We start from the raw sequence: 17,387 nt of genomic DNA on the forward strand, positions 1-17,387 counted from the left end.
CCGGTTCGGCGGTATGCCTTACGCTCGCCCGATGGTCGGACGGGGGATATTGGGCGGACAACGGCACACAATGCTGTTGTTTTCGGCCATGGTGGCGGTGGTGCTGATCGGTGTCGGCATCGTCGGTCACGTCGCCGACTGGTGGGGCGGTTCGTCGGCGCGTACGTCGACCTGGGTGAGCACCCCGTCCGGTGCGGTCGGTGCACCGTCCGGCGGTGCGGCGGCGGCGTCCGGGGTCCGACTGGACGCCCAGGGCCGGCGGCTGTTCACGGTGCTCGGCGCCGGCGACGTGCTGGTGCACCCGGCGGTGTCGGAGCAGGCCCGCCGGGACGCGACCCGGACCGGTCGGCCCGGCACCTTCGACTTCCTGCCGATGTTCGGTTCGGTCGCGCCTGCCATCACCGCCGCCGACCTGGCCATCTGCCACCTGGAGATCCCGCTCGCCCCGGCCGCCGGGCCGTTTCTGGGTTACCCGTCGTTCAGTGCCCCGCCGCAGGTGGTCGACGGGCTGCGCCGGGCTGGCTTCGACGCCTGCTCCACCGCCTCGAACCACACCCTGGACCAGGGCGCGCAGGGGGTGGAGCGGACCCTGGACGCGCTCGACGCGGCCGGGCTCGGCCACTCCGGGAGCGCCCGCGACGCCCGGGAGGCCGGCACGCCGAGGATCTACCAGGCGGCCGGGGTCAGGGTCGGGCACCTGTCGTACAGCCTGAACTTCAACGGGCTGCAACGGCCGGCGGGCAAGCTCTGGATGGCCAACCTGATCGAGCCGGACAAGATCCTGGCCGACGCGGGCCGGCTCCGCGCGGCCGGCGCCGAGATCGTCGTGCTCAGCCTGCACTGGGGTACGGAGTACCAGCATCTGCCGGACGCCGACCAGCTGAGCTGGGTGGGGCCGCTGATCGACTCTCCCGACATCGACCTGATCCTCGGGCATCACGCGCACGTGGTGCAGCCGTTCGAGGAGTTCGGCGACAAGTGGGTCGTTTATGGCATGGGTAACCAATTGGCCCGGCATTCCGAACCGGTGAACGACAATCGTGAGGGTGTGATGGCGAAGATTACCTTCACGGAAATTGCCCCGAAAAAGTGGAAGATAACCGAGGCTGCGGCAATTCCGATCTGGACCGACCTCGCGCCCGACATCCGGCTGGTCGATCTCGCCACCGCGCTGGCCGATCCGGCGCTGCCGCCGGCCCGTCGTGAGGTCTACCGGTCGGCGTACGAGCGGATCACCGGTTACCTGAACGCCCGTGGTGCCGCCGAGGACGGGTTGAAGGTGCTGACCCGCACCGGCTGACGGGTGCGCGTGCGCTCAGGGGCCGAGGACCCGCTCGGTGTAGGCGTTGGCGAACACCCGCGCCGGATCGAGCCGGTCCCGTACGGCCACGAAGTCGTCGAACCGCGGGTAGACCGGCCGCAGCGACGCCGCGTCCCGGTAGTGCAGCTTGCCCCAGTGCGGCCGACCGCCCCAGTCGGCCACCAGCGCCTCGAACGCCCGGAAGTACGGCTCGTACGGCGCACCGGCGTACTGGTGGATCGCCAGGTACGCGGACTCGCGCTGGTAGCCGTGCGACAGCCAGATGTCGTCCGGCGCGGTGAACCGCACCTCGACCGGGAACTGCACCTTGAACGGCAGCCCGTCGACCACCCGGCGCAGCGCGGCCAGCGCCTCGGGCAGGGCGGCGCGGGGCAGGCCGTACTCCATCTCGGTGAACCGGACCCGGCGCGGGGTGCAGAAGACCCGGTCGGAGCGGCCGGTGTAGGTCCGGGCGGTGAGGGCGCGGGCGGAGATCGCGCTGATCGGCGGCACCAGTGCGGGCACCGCCCGGCCGAGCCGGCAGGCCCCGGCGAAGACGGTGTTGGCCAGGAACTCGTCGTCCAGCCAGCCCCGGAACCGGGGCAGTGGCCGGTCGTCGGCCGGCACCCGGTTGTTCGTCTTGACCTGCACCCGGTCGGTGTACGGGAACCAGTAGAACTCGAAGTGGTCGTTGCCGGCGATCAGGTCGGGCAGGTCGGCCAGCACCCCGGCCAGTGGGGCCGGTCGCTCGTCGGCCCGGAGCACGAACGCGTCCACGCAGCGCAGGGTCACCTCGGTGATGATGCCCAGCGCGCCGAGCCCGACCCGGGCGGCGGCGAACAGTTCGGGGTCGGTGGCGGGGGAGCAGTGCCGGACCTCGCCGGTGCCGGTGACCAGGCGCAGCGCGGTGACGAAGGTGGCCAGGCAGCCGTAGCCGGCCCCGGTGCCGTGGGTGCCGGTGGAGATGGCTCCGGCGATGGTCTGGGCGTCGATGTCACCGAGGTTCGGCATGGCCAGCCCGTGCCCGGCCAGCAGGGCGTTGAGCTGGCGCAGTTCCAGCCCGGCCGGCACGGTGACCAGACGCCGTTCGGGGTCGACCCGGACCGGCCCGGTCAACCCGGTCAGCTCGACCCGCCGGTCCTCGGTACGGGCGATGTCGGTGAAGGAGTGGCCGCTGCCGACCGCCTTGATCCGGTGCCCCGCCGAGGCAGCGTCCCGTACGGCGTCGACCAGCTCGTCCACGCCCGACGGTCGCAGTACGGCGGCGGCGGTGGCCCGCTGGTTGCCGGCCCAGTTGCGCCAGGCGGGGCCGGACGCGGCGGACGATGGCGTCGCGCCGAGCGGCGACGCCGCGCCGGACGGCGATGGGGTGCTGGCCATGCAGCCTCCAGAGCCGAATATGAGTAGCATTCATATCAGGCTTCGATGCGATGAGTAAACATCGCACACCAGGTCCGATCGTTAATCCAGGTAACGTTTCGAACTCGCGACGTACAGACACATCTCATCCGTCGAAGGGGGAGTGGCGACGCGTGTCCACATCAACCGCCACGAGTGGTCCACTACGCCGCGTCCCGGTGCAGGGTCGCAGCGTTGCCCGGGTTCAGCGCATGCTCGACGCCTGTGCCGAACTGGTCGACGAGGTGGGCTACGAGGGGCTGACCACGACCCTGCTCGCCGAGCGGGCGGAGGTGGCGATCGGCTCGGTCTACCAGTTCTTCCCGGACAAGCGGGCGATCGTGCAGGCGCTCACCCTGCGCAACATGGAGGCGTACCTCGAACGGCTGGCCGACCGGTTCTCCCAGGGCGATCTCGCCCACTGGTGGGACGGGGTCGACGCCGGCATCGACGAGTACATCGCCATGCACCGGCTGGTTCCCGGCTTCCGTACGCTGCACTTCGGTGACGTGGTCGACGTGCACCTGCTCGACGACCAGCGGGACAACAACGGGGTCATCGCCGAACAACTCGCCCGGGTGCTGGTCGAGCAGTTCGGCATCACCGACGGGCCGCCGCTGCGGTTCGCGTTGGAGATCGCCGTCGAGGCCGCCGACGCCCTGATCAAGCTTGCCTTCCGGCGGGACTCCGACGGGGACGAGCGGGTCCTCGCCGAGGCCAAGGCGTTGATCCGCGAGTACCTGCACCGGCAGGTCGGCGCGGTGCCCGCCGTACCGGGGAAGGCGGCGGCGGAGAAGGCCGCCGTACCGGGACAGGCCGGCGGTAGCGACGGCGTTCCGGTTCCCGTCGGGGTCACCGACCCGGCCGACGGCCCGACCGGCTGACCCGACCGGGGCAGACCGCAGCGGGTCAGAGGAACGCCTGGCCCTCGCCCCGGTAGCTCGGGACCGTCGCCACCACCTGCTCACCCTCGATCAGGTGCAACTCGTTGACGTGCTCGCTCAACTCGCCGGCCTTGGCGTGGCGGAACCAGACCCGGTCGCCGACCGCCAGGGCGTCGGCCGCCGACCCGGCCAGTGGCGTCTGCACCTCGCCGGCCCCTTCCGAACCGGTCAACCGCAGCCCGGCCGGCAGCCACGGCTGCGGCAGCCGACTCGGGTCGGCCGGACCGGAGGCGATCCAACCGCCGCCGAGCACCGTCGCCAGGCCCGGTGCCGGGCGACGGACGACGGCGAGGGCGAAGAACGCCGCCGGAGCCGGTCGCCACGCGCGGTAGCCGTCGAACAGGGTCGGCCCGTACAGCCCGGAGCCGGCGGTGATCTCGGTCACGGCCGGATCCGCGCTGGTCGCGGCCACACTGCCGGTGCCGCCGCCGTTGACGAAGGCCAGGTCGGCGTGCTCGCGTACGGCCGCGACCGCCGCGCCGCGCCGGGCCAGCAGTTCCGGGTACGACCAGTGCTGCAACGCCCGGATCGCCACCCCGCGCAGCGCCTGTCCGGGCGGGGCGTCGCCGAGCCCGGCGATCTGTGCCTCATAGGACATCAGTCCGACCAGCCGGAACCCGCGACGGCCCGCCACCCGTGCGGCCAGCGTGCCGGCGGCGGTGGCCGAGTGGACCGGGGAGCGGCGCACCCCGATGTGCAGCCGACCGCCGGCCGGCCGCCACGAGGCGTCGAGGTCGAGGCAGACCCGGATCGGCTCCCGCCGGTCGGCCGGGACCACCGCGTCGACCAGGTCGAGTTGGTCCGGGCTGTCCACCATCAGGGTCACCGCCGAGGCCAGTTCGGCGTCACCGGCCAGTTCGGCCAGCGCGGTCCGGTCCGCGCTCGGGTACGCCACCAGCACGTCGTCGGTCACACCGGCCCGGACCAGCCAGTTCGCCTCGCGCACCGTGTACGCCATCACCCCGTGCCAGCCCGGCCGGGCGAGCGTACGGGTGAGTAGGTCACGGCAGCGGACCGACTTGCTCGCCACCCGTACCGGCTTTCCGGCGGCGCGTGCGGTGAGCGCGTCGGCGTTGGCGTCGAAGGCGGTCAGGTCGACTGCCGCGAACGGCGGGTCGAGGTGCGCGGTCGCCCGGTCCAGGCGGGCGCGCAGGGCGACTCGGGCGATTGGTTCCTCGATGGGCACCTGTGCACGCTAACCGGCCGGCCGCCAATGCGAAACACCCTCGCGTCTTGCCGGTCGGGTTGACCGCTTCCGCCCCGGCGCCCCCGCCGATCAGGGGAATGTCGGGGTGGGGCCTGTTCGGGCCGCGATTAGAGTGTGTCCGGGGGAGCCCAGCGATGGGCCGGCACTGGGAGGTACGGCCATCGACACGAACCGCAGCGACGAACCGGGAGCGACATCCTCGGCAGCGTCGCCCACCACCCAGGTCGACCGGACGGGCTACCAGGCGCTCCGGTCGGTGCTGCGGATCCGACCCTTCCGTCGGCTCTGGCTGGTGCTCGGTGCGGCCTCGTTCGCCGACTGGCTCGGCCTGCTGGCCACGTCGATCTTCGCGGCCACCCAGGTCAGCGGCGACACGGCGAAGGGCCTGGCGTTCGGTGGTGTGATCGCGGTCCGGCTGCTGCCGGCACTGCTGCTCGGCCCGGTCGCCGGGGTACTGGCCGACCGGTTCGACCGGCGGCTCACCATGGTCGTCTGCGACCTGCTGCGCTTCGTCCTGTTCGCCTCGATCCCGCTCGCCGCGCTGCTCAACATCGGCGGCGGCCTGGTGGTCGGCTGGGCGGCGGTGGCCACCTTCCTGATCGAGGCGATCACGCTGATCTGGATCCCGGCCAAGGAGGCCGCGGTCCCGAACCTGATCCCGCGCACCCGGCTGGAGGTGGCCAACCAGCTCACGCTGATCACCACCTACGGGGTGACCCCGGTCCTGGCGGCGGTCAGCATCGCGGTGCTCGACCGCAGCGTCCGGGCCGTCTCCGGCGGGCCGCCGCAGGGCTGGAACGACCCCACCCAACTGGCGCTCTACTTCAACTCGCTGAGCCGGCTCGCCACCGCACTGGTCGTCTTCTTCGGCATCCGCGAGATCAGCGGCCGGGCCGGCGCCCGCGAGGGCGGCGGCCAGGAGAGCGTGCTGCGGCAGTTCGTCGACGGCTGGAAGTTCATCGGCAAGACCCCGCTGATCCGTGGCCTGGTCCTGGGCATCTTCGGCGCCTTCGCCGGCGGCGGCGTGGTGATCGGTACGGCGAACTTCTTCACCAAGTCGCTCAGCGCCGGTGAGGCCGCGTTCTACCTGCTCTTCGGCTCGATCTTCGTCGGCCTGTCGGTCGGCATCGGCCTCGGCCCGATGATCGTCCGGGAGATGTCCCGCCGCCGCTGGTTCGGCATGAGCATCGTCCTGGCCAGCGCATCGGTGCTGGTGCTCGCCGCCGCCATCCACCTGTCGATGGCGATCCTCGGCGCGGTGCTGGTCGGCGCCGGTGCCGGCATGGCCTTCCTGGCCGGCACCACCCTGCTCGGCGGTGAGGTCCACGACGAGGTACGCGGCCGCGTCTTCGCGGTGGTCCAGACCGGCACCCGGCTGGTGCTGATCCTGGCCATCTCGGTCAGCAGCCTGCTCGTCGGCGTCGGCGGCTCCCGCCAACTGCGGATCGCCGACCTGGGCATCTCGGTCTCCTCCACCCGCCTGTTGCTGCTGGTCGCGGGCATCGCCGGGATCTTCGCCGGCATCAACGCGTTCCGCCAGATGGACGACAAGCCGGGCGTGCCGGTCCTGGCCGACCTCTGGGGCTCGATCCGGGGCCGCCCGCTCTCCCCGGCCGAGCCGTTCGCCTCGACCGGCGCCTTCGTGGTCTTCGAGGGCGGCGAGGGGGCCGGCAAGTCCACCCAGGTCAACGCCCTGGCCGAGGCGCTGCGGGAGGAGGGCCGGGAGGTGCTGGTGACCCGTGAGCCGGGCGCCACCGACGTGGGCGTACGGATCCGGTCCCTGGTGCTCGACAGTGTCGCCGCCGGTACCGTACCGCTCTCGCCGCGCGCCGAGGCGCTGCTCTACGCCGCCGACCGGGCCCATCACGTGGCCACCGTGGTTCGGCCGGCGCTGGCCCGGGGCGCGGTGGTGATCAGCGACCGGTACGTCGACTCGTCCCTGGCCTACCAGGGCGCCGGTCGTACGCTCCCGGTCGACGAGGTCTCCTGGCTCTCCTCCTGGGCCACCGGCGGACTCAAGCCCGACCTGGTGGTGCTGCTCGACGTCGACCCCCGGGCCGGACTGGCCCGGGTGGCCGCCCGGGGCGAGGGCGCCGACCGGTTGGAGGGCGAGTCGCTCGACTTCCACGACCGGGTCCGGGACGCCTTCCTCGACCTGGCCGCCGCCGACCCGAAGCGTTACCTGGTGCTCGACGGCTCCGGCACGGTCGACCGGATCACCGCCACCGTCGCCCAGCGGGTCCGGGGCATGCTCACCGACCCGGACACGATCGTGCACCCCGGCCCGGCGAAGTCGCTGGACCCGTCGGTGGAGCCGAGGACCCCGGAACCGGACCCGTCGGTGGAGCCGAGGACCCCGGAACCGGACCCGTCGGCGGAACCGAGGACCCCGGAACCGGACCCGTCGGCGGAACCGAGGACGCCGAAGCCGGGCTCGTCGGTGGAGTTGGAGCGCCGGTCCTGATGGCGGACGTTGTCGCGGACGTGGAGTGGCGGTCCTGATGGCCGATGTCTTCGCCGAACTGGTCGGCCAGGCCGAGGCGACCGCGACGCTGCGGCGGGCCGCCGCCTCGGCGGCGGAGGTGATCCGGGCCGGTGTCGTACCGGACCCGGCGGCGGTCACCAACAGCGCGATGACCCACGCGTGGATCTTCACCGGCCCGCCGGGATCCGGCCGGTCGGTGGCCGCCCGCGCGTTCGCCGCCGCGCTCCAGTGCGAGCGGGGCACCGGTTGCGGCGACTGCGCCGGCTGCCACACCACGCTCGCCGGCACCAACGCCGACGTACGGTTCGTCGTCCCCGAGGGCCTCTCCATCGGCGTCGGCGAGATGCGGGCCCTGGTGCTCCGGTCGGCGAGCACCCCGTCCGGCGGGCGCTGGCAGGTGGTGGTCATCTCCGACGCCGACCGGCTCACCGAAGCGGCCGGAAACGCCCTGCTCAAGGCGATCGAGGAGCCTCCACCCCGGACGGTCTTCCTGCTCTGCACCCCGTCCACCCACCCGGACGACATCTCGGTGACCATCCGGTCCCGGTGCCGGTTGGTGCCGCTGCGCCAACCGCCGGCCGAGGCGGTGGCGGCGGCCCTCGCCGAGCGGGACGGGATCGCCCCGGACCTCGCCGGTTGGGCCGCCGCTGCGGCGCAGGGGCACGTCGGTCGGGCCCGCCGGTTGGCCCGCGACCCGGAGGCGCGCAAGCGGCGGGACGCGGTGCTGGCCGTGCCACGGCGACTGACCGGCGTCGGAGCCTGCTTCGACGCCGCCGCCACACTGATCGACTCGGCCGAGGCGGAGGCCGAGGCGGCGGTGGCCGACTCGGACGCGAGCGAGCGGGCCGCGTTGCAGACGGCGCTGGGTGCCGGCGGGACCGGCAAGGGTGCCGCCGGTGCGGCGCGGGGCTCCGCCGGCCAGATCAAGGACCTGGAACGCCGGCAGAAGTCGCGGGCCACCCGGGCGCAGCGGGACGCGCTGGACCGGGCCCTGGTCGACCTGGCCGGCTTCTACCGGGACGTACTGGCGGTGTCGCTGGGTGCCCCGGTCGCGCCGGTGCACACCGACACGGCGCCGTTGGCGAGCGCGGCGGCGGCGAAGTGGACCCCGGAGGCCACCCTGCGGCGACTGGAGGCGGTGCTCGCCTGCCGTACGGCGATCGACACGAACGTCAAGCCCCGGATCGCCGTCGAGGCGATGATGCTCGCCCTCTGGCGCGGCTGAGCGAGGCCGCCTCGACGGGGTTCCGTTCGGGAGATCCAACCGGTACGGTGCTGAGCTTGGTGCAACAGCGACGGCACATTCAGTAACCGGTCGCCGGGAGGAGCTCATCGATGTCGCGGGAGATCGACGAGGCCTGGGTCGAGGAGGCGGTCGAGCGCTACCGCCGGATCGAGTCGTTGCAGGCCGAGTTCGACCAGGCCGTACGCGCGGTCGAAGTCAGCGTACGGTCACCGGACGGGCTGGTCGAGGTGCTGGTGACCGCCGCCGGGACGATCACCGACGTCCGCTTCCTGAGCCCGGTGCAGAACCGTGGCAACACCGAACTGGCCCGCGCGGTGCAGGCCGCGGTGACCGCCGCCGAGGATGCCGCCCGGTGGGCGCGGGAGAAACTGCACACCGAGACGTTCGGCGCGTACCGGCGGCTGACGGAGGTCTGACGTGGAGAGCCTGCGCGAACTCGCCGACAAACTGGACACGGTGGCCGGATCACTCACCACCGCCGGCCGTGCGCTGACCCGTACCGCCGGTGTGGAGCCGGCGCTCGGCGGCGACGGGCCGGGGCGGCTGACCGAGACCGCCCGCGCGCTGGCCGAACAGTGGCAGATCGCGACCGGGGCGCGGGCCACGGAGGCGACGCTGACCGCCGGCCGGGTCGCCGACCTCGCCGACACGCTTCGGGTGGTGGCCGACGGCTACGCCGACACCGATGACCACGCCCGGCGCCGGCACGCGCGGGAGGTGTGAGATGGACCCGCTGGACCGGCTCGCCGGAGCCGGCACCGACCTGCTCCGCCGGGTCGACGACCTGCTCGCGATCGCCGGTGCCCCGGACGACCACCGGATCTGGCCGCTGCTGCGCCACCTCGGGACGCTCCCCGGCGCCGCGCTCGGCGCGATCGTCGCGTTGCGACCGGCGCCGCTGGCCGCCGCCGGCCACGCGCTGCGCACCCTCTCCGGGGAGTACGACCACGCGCGCGCGAACCTTACCGGCGACGACCCGTGGCAGGGGGCGGGTGCGCAGGCGTACGCCGCCCACCGGGACGCGCTCGCGGCGTACCTCGACGGTGATCCGGAGAGCCTGACCGGGCGGCTCGACACGACCGCCGCGTACGCCGACGCGGTTGACGACTGGGTGGCCGACAGCCGGCGGGCACTCGCCCGCACCCTCGCCGACGTGCTCGGCTCCGCCGAGGCGGTAGCGGTCGTCACGGCCGGCACGACCAGCGCCCCCGGCAGCGTCGCGCTGGCCGCCGCCGAGATCGGTGCCCGGGTGTTGGCCACGGTTGCCGAGGCGGAGACGCGGGGACGAGCACTGCTGCACCGGTGGGCACCGGACCTGGCCGAGCTGCCGTACCGGGGTCCGAGGGACGCGACGCCGAGCCGGCTCGACGCGACCACCTGGATCGCCGGCTGACCTGCGGTGCGGAAAATGGGTGGGTAAGGACCCGGTGTTTTGGACGTAGGGTGGGCACATGGGGATGCTGTGTGCGGTTAGTTTCACCCGGTACGGGCGCCTCTACTACCTGGATCCGGGTGACTTCCGGCCCACGGTCGGGGACCGGGTGCTGGTCCCCACCGACGACGGCACCGAGGTCGCCGAGTGTGTCTGGGCCGCCCAGTGGGTCAGCGACGACACCAGCGGGTTCCCGCGCCTGGCCGGCCTGGCCGACGACGGCGACCTGCGCCGGGACGAACTCCAGCGCAAGCGCAAGGCGGAGGCGAAGGTCGCCGCGAAGCGGCTCATCCGGGAACACGGCCTGCCGATGAAGGTGATCGCCGTCGACCACGTGCTGGAGTCGCCGGGCGGCACCTCGTCCGGCTCCCGGACCACCGTCTACTTCACCGCGCCGCACCGGGTCGACTTCCGGGCGCTGGTCCGCGACCTCGGCGCCACCCTGCACTGCCGGGTCGAGCTGCGTCAGCTCTCCGCCCGTGACTCGGCGCGGGTCCAGGGCGGCATCGGTTCCTGCGGACGGGACCTGTGCTGTGCGACCTTCCTGACCGACTTCGAACCGGTCACCATCCGGATGGCCAAGGACCAGGATCTGCCGCTGAACCCGCTGCGCATCTCCGGTGCCTGCGGCCGCCTGATGTGCTGCCTGAAGTACGAACATCCGCTGTACGCCAACAGCAGCAACTACCCCACCTCCGGTCAGCGGATCGAGACCTCGGACGGCCTGGCGAAGGTCATATCCCGGCACCCGCCGAGCGAGACGGTGACCGTACGGCAGATCGAGGACGGAACCGTCCGGCGGTGCGCCGTGGCCGACGTCTGCGGATCGCGCCGCGCGTACGAGGGCGCCGACCCGAGCTAGGAAGACCAACCCCGAGACGTCCGGGGTCCGGCCTGTCGCGGAAACGAACGCGGTGCTTGTGCGTGGTTCCGCACAAGCACCGCAATCCGTCATTCCGTATTACGCCGCGAGCTAGGCGGTGTCACGCCTCCGTCCGGTCAGCCGGTGGTGACTGATCGCGATGAATGCCGCGCCGAGGCCGATCGTGGTCAGGGCGATGGTGACGTAGGCCGAGGATCGGAATCCGGTGACGGGCAGCTTGCCCTTGCGGACCGTGATGCTTGCCGAGGCGGAGGAACCCGGGCCGGTCTGGTCCGAGGTGACGGCACCCGTCGTGTTGACCTTCGTACCGCTGGTGGTGCCGGTGACGTTCACCGAGAAGGTGCAGCTCCCGTTCCCCGGCAGGGTGGCACCAGCCAGGCTGATGCTGCTGCTACCGGGAGTTGCGGTGATCGTGCCACCGCCACAGGAACCGTTCACACCGCTGGGTGTGGCGACCACCAGTCCCGCGGGAAGGTTGTCGACGAAGCCGACGCCGGTCAGCGGTGTGCCGGCATTCGGGTTGGTGAGAGTGAAGCCCAGCGACGTCGTCCCGTGGAGGTGAATGCTGCCCTTCCCGAAGGCCTTGGCGATTGTCGGTGCCGAGACGGCCGCCGGGCTGACGACGACGGTTGCCGAGGCGGGCGTACCCTGGCCGCCCTCGTTCGAGTCCACCGGGCTGGTCGTGTTGACCTTCGTTCCGCTGGTGGTGCCGGTGACGTCGACGGAGAAGGTGCAGCTTCCGTTGGCCGGCAGAGTCGCGCCGGCGAGGCTGATGTTGCCGCTGCCGGCGGTGGCGGTGATGGTGCCGCCGCCGCAGGTGCCGGTCAGGCCGTTGGGTGTGGCGACCACCAACCCCGCAGGCAGCGCGTCAGTGAAGCCGACCCCGGTCAGCGCCGTACCCGTGTTGGGGTTGGTGAGAGAGAAGTCGAGTGTCGTCGTCCCGCCGAACGGGATGGTGCCATCGTCGAACGCCTTGGTGATCGTCGGTGCCGATACGACCGCCGGGCTGACCGTGACGGTTGCCGAGGCGGGCGCGCCCGGGCCGCTTTCGACCGAGGTGATCGGGGCCGTGGTGTTGACCTTTGTACCGGGCGTGGTGCCGGTGACGTTCACCGACACCGTGCAGCTTCCGTTGGCCGGCAGGGTCGCGCCGAACAGGCCGATGATGCTGCTACCGGGAGTCGCGGTGAGCGTGCTGGCGGCGCAGTTGGTCTGCGCGGCACTCGGGGTGGCGACCACCAGTCCCGTCGGAAGGTTGTCGACGAAACTGACGCCGGTCAGCGGCACGTCGTCATTGGGGTTCGTGAGCGTGAATCCCAGTGTCGTCGTCCCGTTGAGGGGGATCGTCGTGTCCGCGAAGGCCTTGGTGAAGGTCGGTGGTGAAGCGACAGCAACCGTGACGCTCGCCGCAGCGGGGGTACCCGGTCCGCTTTCGTTCGAGTCGACCGGGCCGCTCGTGTTCACCTTCGTGCCGCTGGTGGTGGCGGTGACGTTGACCGAGAAGGTGCAGCTTCCGTTGGGTGCCAGGGTCGCGCCGGCCAGGCTGATGATGCTGGTGCCGGCGGTGGCGGTGATCGTGCCGCCGCCGCAGGAGCCGGTCAGGCCGTTGGGTGTGGCGACCAGGAGCCCCGCAGGCAGGGAGTCACTGAAGCCGACCCCGGTCAGCGGCGTGATCGTGTTCGGGTTGCTGAGGGTGAACGTCAGCGGCGTCGTCCCGCCGGCACCGATGGTCGTACTCCCGAAGGCCTTGGCGATCGTCGGTGGTGTGGCGACGGCGACCGTGACGGTTGCCGACGCGGGGGCACCGGGTCCGCTTTCGTTCGAGTCGACCGGGCTGGTGGTGTTGAGTTTGGTGCCGCTGGTGGTGGCGGTGACGTTGACGGAGAAGGTGCAGCTTGCGTTGGCTGCCAGGGTGGCGCCGGCGAGGCTGATGTTGCCGCTGCCGGCGGTGGCGGTGATGGTGCCGCCGCCGCAGGTGCCGGTCAGGCCGTTGGGTGTGGCTACGACGAGCCCTGCGGGCAGTGCGTCAGTGAAGTTGACGCCGGTCAGTGGTGTGGCGTTCGGGTTGGTGAGGGTGAAGTCGAGTGACGTGGTCCCACCGGAGGGGAGGGTCGCGTCGGCGAAGGCCTTGGCGATCGTCGGCGGTGCGATGACCGCTGCGGCGACGGTGACCGTTGCCGCAGCCGGGGCACCCGGGCCGCTTTCGTTGGAGTCGACCGGGCCGCTGCTGTTCAGCTTTGTTCCGCTGGTGGTGGCGGTGACGTTGACGGAGAAGGTGCAGCTTGCGTTGGCTGCCAGGGTGGCGCCGGCGAGGCTGATGTTGCCGCTGCCGGCGGTGGCGGTGATCGTGCCGCCGCCGCAGGAACCGGTCAGGCCGTTGGGTGTGGCGACCACCAGTCCCGCGGGCAGCGCGTCAGTGAAGTTGACGCCGGTCAGCGCCGTACCCGTGTTGGGGTTGGTGAGGGTGAAGTCGAGCGTCGTCGTCCCGCCGAAGGGGATGGTCGCGTCCTCGAAGGCCTTGGCGATCGTCGGTGGCGCGATGACCGGTGCGGCGACGGTGACGGTTGCCGACGCGGGGGCACCGGGTCCGCTTTCGTTCGAGTCGACCGGGCTGGTGGTGTTGAGTTTGGTGCCGCTGGTGGTGGCGGTGACGTTGACGGAGAAGGTGCAGCTTGCGTTGGCTGCCAGGGTGGCGCCGGCGAGGCTGATGTTGCCGCTGCCGGCGGTGGCGGTGATGGTGCCGCCGCCGCAGGTGCCGGTCAGGCCGTTGGGTGTGGCTACGACGAGCCCTGCGGGCAGTGCGTCAGTGAAGTTGACGCCGGTCAGTGGTGTGGCGTTCGGGTTGGTGAGGGTGAAGTCGAGTGACGTGGTCCCACCGGAGGGGAGGGTCGCGTCGGCGAAGGCTTTCGCGATCGTCGGCGGTGCGATGACCGCTGCGGCGACGGTGACGGTTGCGGAGGCGGGCGCACCCGGGCCGCTCTCGGTCGAGTCGACCGGGCCGCTGGTGTTGAGTTTGGTGCCGCTGGTGGTGGCGGTGACGTTGACGGAGAAGGTGCAGCTTGCGTTGGCTGCCAGGGTGGCGCCGGCGAGGCTGATGTTGCCGCTGCCGGCGGTGGCGGTGATGGTGCCGCCGCCGCAGGTGCCGGTCAGACCGCTGGGTGTGGCGACGACGAGCCCGGCGGGCAGCGCGTCAGTGAAGTTGACGCCGGTCAGCGCCGTAGTCGTGTTGGGGTTGGTGAGGGTGAAGCTGAGCGATGTCGTCCCGCCGAAGGGGATGGTCGCGTCCCCGAACGCCTTCGAGATCGTCGGTGGCGCGATGGCTGCGGCACAGAACGGTCGCGTGATGGTGTTGTGGATCAGCGTGACGGCGCCGTTGCGGGCCAATACCCGTCCGGCAACTGTGGCTCCCTCTCCGAGGGTCGCCGACTGCAACGCCAGGATGCTTCCGGTGAAGATCGTTCTGGTATTCAGGGTCGCCGAACTGGTCACCTGCCAGAACACGTTGCACGGTTGCGCGCCACGGATCAGGCTGACCCGGCTGTCGGTCGCGGTGATCAGGTCGGATCCCACCTGGAAGATGAACACCGCATTGGGATCGTTGCCCCCGTCCAGCGTGACGGTGCCCGTCAGGGACATGGTGGCGGGCGACCGGTAGACGCCCGTGGGGAGAGTTTGGCCGCCGAGGTCGGAGCTGATAATGGCAGTCGTCGGTTCCGCTGCGGCAAAGTTGTACGCCGTGGTCAGGTCGGCCTGGGCCTGCATCGCCGCGGTGTCACCGACGTGGGTGGCGCCGTTCACGACAGGGGAGCCGGTGACCGAGGTGCCCGGCCAGACCCCCAGGTCCCCGTTGATGACCGAAGGGCCGACGGGAGGCGGAACATCGGTCACCGCCTGGCCGGCCAACACCCCGTAGGTCTCGGCAGTCCCCAACGGGACCTGGGTCTGGGCCCACGCCGTCGGTGTCCCAACAAGCCCGACAAAGATCGTCGCGGAGACGACTGCTCCCGCCATCACCATCGCAGTAGACCGACGGTGTCTCAGACACGCGCGGGCCAAACGGATCACCGACACAGGATTTCCCTCACCAATCAAGATCCCGCCCCCCGGCGAGATGCAGAGCGCGAAGGCGTCAACCGGGGCGCCGTCAGGTGAGGGCGCCCAAAAGCCTTCTGGCGTGAGGTTATCCGTGCAAAGTGGCGCAATGACGCCAAATGCCGCATAAGGCGGTAGAGAAGGGTGAAGTCCGTCGTTCGCCGGCCAGGCGCACGCTACGTGAGCTGGGCTCGCCTTCCGGGCGTACGACCAGCGTCATCGGCCGTGGGGTGGTCGCCCCGGCAGGGCTCAGCGCAGGACGACCGGAGGTTCGGCGAGCCGGGCGGCCAGTGGCTGCTGCGGCACCAGCCATGAGGCGTCCGGTCGGCGGTCGTCCGGGTTCACCCGCCACTCCCGACTCACCCGGTCGACGGCGACCGGGTAGATGGTCAGCGAGCCGTCCGGGGCGAACCGCATCCGCAGGAAGCTCTTCGCGTCCTCGATGCCCTGCCCGGCGAAGAGTTCGTTCAGGTTCACCCCGAAGAACCCGGCCACCAGCAGGTACGCGGCGGTGAGCTGGCTGGCCACGAGCCCGGCGACCGGGGCGTAGAGCAACGCGGCGGCGGCCACCGGCAGCGGCCACGGCCAGTCCCGGAACGGCAGTTGCAGCCAGAGCCAGGCACCGGCCGCACCCAGCGCGATGTGCGCCAGCCCGTGGATCACGCCGAGCAGGTAGTGCCGGATCTGCCGCTTGCCGCTCGCGGTCGGCGGCTTGGCGAAGAACGCCGCTCCGACGAGGACGACCGCCAGCATCAGCACCAGCGGGATGCTGAACAGCCCCTGGTCGGTCGAACTGGCCCGTTGGGTCGCCACCCCGGCGATGGGCAGCATCAGCAGCACGTGCAGGGCGCCGAGCAGGGTGATGAAGCCGGTGTTGCGCAGCGGTAGCCGACCGAAGATGCCCCACGCGTAGCGGCGTGACCTGGCCGCCTCGGGATAGCGGCCGGCGAGGTCGTACTCGCGGGTCTGGCTGGCGCGGCGGGCCAGGGTGTCCCGGGGCGGGACCTCGATCCGCTCGGGCAGGTGATGGGTCGGGTAGAGGTACGCGCCACCGCCACCGCAGTGGATCAACTGGCGCTCCGGGTCGGCGTAGCGGGCGTAGTGATGCAGATCACCGGAGATGATGAGTCGGACCTTGGCGCCGGTCGGATCGAGAACGGTACGGACGAAATAGTCGACCGACTCGTACGCCTGCGGGTTGTCCACCGCCTTCACCCAGGTCGGAGCCGGCACCGACACGATCACCCGTGACTCCGGTCCGAGCTGCTCCGCCGCCTCCTCGAAGTACCGCAACTGCGGATCGTCCAGGTACGTGCCGGACTGCTCGTCGAGGGCGAACAACCACCAGTCCGACGGCAGCCGCACGGCAAAGTAGGAGCGGGACTGCGGGGTACGCCAGCCGCCGATGTTGTCGTCGCGGGAGCGGGCGAACAGGCGCAGGAACGCGGTCAGTCCGTCGTACCAGTCGTGGTTGCCGGGAATCGCGTACAGCGTCGGTTGTGGCCCGTCGGCCGGCGGGCACGGCAGCGCCGCCTGGTACGGCCCCTTGAACCGCTGCTCGTACGCGCCGCTGCTGGCGGTCGGGTAAACCTGGTCGCCACCCATCATGAGCATCTGTCCACGGGGCAACCGTTGGCCGTCGAGGACCAGCTCCGGCTGCGCCAGCAGGTAGGCCACCGAGTAGGTCGCGTTGAACCCGTCGCCCAGGTCCGCCACGTAGTCCAGCCACAGCTCGCCGTCGGTGCCCGGCTCCCGGTAGACCTCGCTGGGCAGCGCGTTCTGTAGTTCTCGCTTGTCGAGATAGGCGCCGAACAGCAGCGCCAGCAACGTACGCACACCGGTGCTGATCAGCAGCAGGGGTGCCAACCAGGGCACCGGGCGGGCCGGCGTGAAGCCGAGTTCCCGGGGATCGAGGCTGCGTGGCCGTGCCGGCGTGACCGATCCCGCCCCGGCCACCTCATCCCTCTTCACCCGCCGGAGCCTACCCATCCCCGCTCAACCCACGCTGTCCACTACATGACCTCTGCCCCTCCTACCCCTCGCCTGCCCCTCCCTCGGGAGCCTCTCTCCCGCCGATCCAGGGCTAACGGGGAAGGGGAAACCGGGTGGAGGGGGTGCGGGGGGCGTGCCGTACACTCGACGGGCGTTGCCGCCTTAGCTCAGTCGGCTAGAGCGACGCACTCGTAATGCGTAGGTCGACGGTTCGATTCCGTCAGGCGGCTCCAGGGTGAGGCCCTGACCAGCAGAAATGCCGGTCAGGGCCTCATGTTTATCTATGTGGTTTCGAATCACCCCCCGAAAACCCCCCGATGACGATTGTGGGCGATCGGGGTCGGCGGAACTGGACATACCGGGCGTCTGCTGCTATTTGTCGCCTACGTGGCCCGGACCGGCCCAAGA

The 17,387-nt window shown here is 71.3% G+C and carries 12 protein-coding genes and 1 tRNA gene; 9 read left to right on the forward strand and 4 right to left on the reverse strand.

Annotation, left to right across the window (positions count from 1 at the left end):
- The first annotated feature begins 70 nt into the window (after positions 1–70).
- Positions 71–1,300, forward strand: a complete 1,230-nt coding sequence (locus ACZ6QQ_RS14840; RefSeq protein ID WP_465876679.1) for a CapA family protein — start codon at positions 71–73, stop codon at positions 1,298–1,300.
- Positions 1,301–1,315: 15 nt separating this feature from the next.
- Here the strand turns inward: ACZ6QQ_RS14840 and ACZ6QQ_RS14845 are convergent, their stop codons facing one another.
- Positions 1,316–2,680: a D-arabinono-1,4-lactone oxidase gene (locus ACZ6QQ_RS14845; protein ID WP_465876681.1), complete on the reverse strand. Its 1,365-nt coding sequence runs from the start codon at positions 2,678–2,680 to the stop codon at positions 1,316–1,318.
- Between the two features lie 230 nt (positions 2,681–2,910).
- Between ACZ6QQ_RS14845 and ACZ6QQ_RS14850 the strand changes: the two genes are divergently transcribed.
- Positions 2,911–3,582, forward strand: coding sequence for a TetR/AcrR family transcriptional regulator (locus ACZ6QQ_RS14850; RefSeq protein ID WP_465876683.1), 672 nt, complete (start codon positions 2,911–2,913; stop codon positions 3,580–3,582).
- Positions 3,583–3,607: 25 nt separating this feature from the next.
- Here ACZ6QQ_RS14850 and ACZ6QQ_RS14855 read toward each other — a convergent pair whose 3' ends face one another.
- Positions 3,608–4,822, reverse strand: a complete 1,215-nt coding sequence (locus ACZ6QQ_RS14855; RefSeq protein WP_465876802.1) for an amino acid deaminase/aldolase — start codon at positions 4,820–4,822, stop codon at positions 3,608–3,610.
- A 319-nt stretch (positions 4,823–5,141) separates the two neighbouring features.
- On the opposite strand from ACZ6QQ_RS14855, the gene tmk reads away from it, so the two are divergent.
- The 6 genes from tmk to ACZ6QQ_RS14885 all read left to right on the forward strand — a co-directional run bounded on the left by tmk (position 5,142) and on the right by ACZ6QQ_RS14885 (position 10,874).
- Positions 5,142–7,313: a dTMP kinase gene (gene tmk / locus ACZ6QQ_RS14860; protein ID WP_465876804.1), complete on the forward strand. Its 2,172-nt coding sequence runs from the start codon at positions 5,142–5,144 to the stop codon at positions 7,311–7,313.
- 37 nt (positions 7,314–7,350) lie between these two features.
- The gene (locus tag ACZ6QQ_RS14865; RefSeq protein WP_465876684.1) at positions 7,351–8,559 is read left to right on the forward strand and encodes a DNA polymerase III subunit delta'; all 1,209 of its coding nucleotides are present in this window, start codon (positions 7,351–7,353) and stop codon (positions 8,557–8,559) included.
- 110 nt (positions 8,560–8,669) lie between these two features.
- A complete protein-coding gene (locus ACZ6QQ_RS14870; protein ID WP_465876685.1) occupies positions 8,670–8,996 on the forward strand; it encodes a YbaB/EbfC family nucleoid-associated protein in 327 nt (108 codons plus the stop codon).
- A 1-nt stretch (position 8,997) separates the two neighbouring features.
- Positions 8,998–9,303, forward strand: a complete 306-nt coding sequence (locus tag ACZ6QQ_RS14875; RefSeq protein WP_465876686.1) for a type VII secretion target — start codon at positions 8,998–9,000, stop codon at positions 9,301–9,303.
- 1 nt (position 9,304) lies between these two features.
- Positions 9,305–9,973 carry a hypothetical protein gene (locus ACZ6QQ_RS14880; RefSeq protein ID WP_465876687.1) on the forward strand — a complete coding sequence of 223 codons (669 nt, stop codon included), beginning with the start codon at positions 9,305–9,307 and terminating at the stop codon, positions 9,971–9,973.
- A 58-nt stretch (positions 9,974–10,031) separates the two neighbouring features.
- Positions 10,032–10,874, forward strand: a complete 843-nt coding sequence (locus tag ACZ6QQ_RS14885) for a PSP1 domain-containing protein (protein WP_465876688.1) — start codon at positions 10,032–10,034, stop codon at positions 10,872–10,874.
- A 111-nt stretch (positions 10,875–10,985) separates the two neighbouring features.
- Here ACZ6QQ_RS14885 and ACZ6QQ_RS14890 read toward each other — a convergent pair whose 3' ends face one another.
- Positions 10,986–14,825, reverse strand: a complete 3,840-nt coding sequence (locus ACZ6QQ_RS14890) for a DUF7933 domain-containing protein (RefSeq protein ID WP_465876690.1) — start codon at positions 14,823–14,825, stop codon at positions 10,986–10,988.
- A gap of 411 nt (positions 14,826–15,236) precedes the next feature.
- A complete protein-coding gene (locus ACZ6QQ_RS14895) occupies positions 15,237–16,958 on the reverse strand; it encodes a metallophosphoesterase family protein (protein WP_465876692.1) in 1,722 nt (573 codons plus the stop codon).
- Positions 16,959–17,135: 177 nt separating this feature from the next.
- On the opposite strand from ACZ6QQ_RS14895, the gene ACZ6QQ_RS14900 reads away from it, so the two are divergent.
- A tRNA-Thr gene (locus ACZ6QQ_RS14900) sits at positions 17,136–17,212 on the forward strand.
- Positions 17,213–17,387: the final 175 nt, after the last annotated feature.

The organism is Micromonospora sp. NPDC049529 (assembly GCF_055586685.1).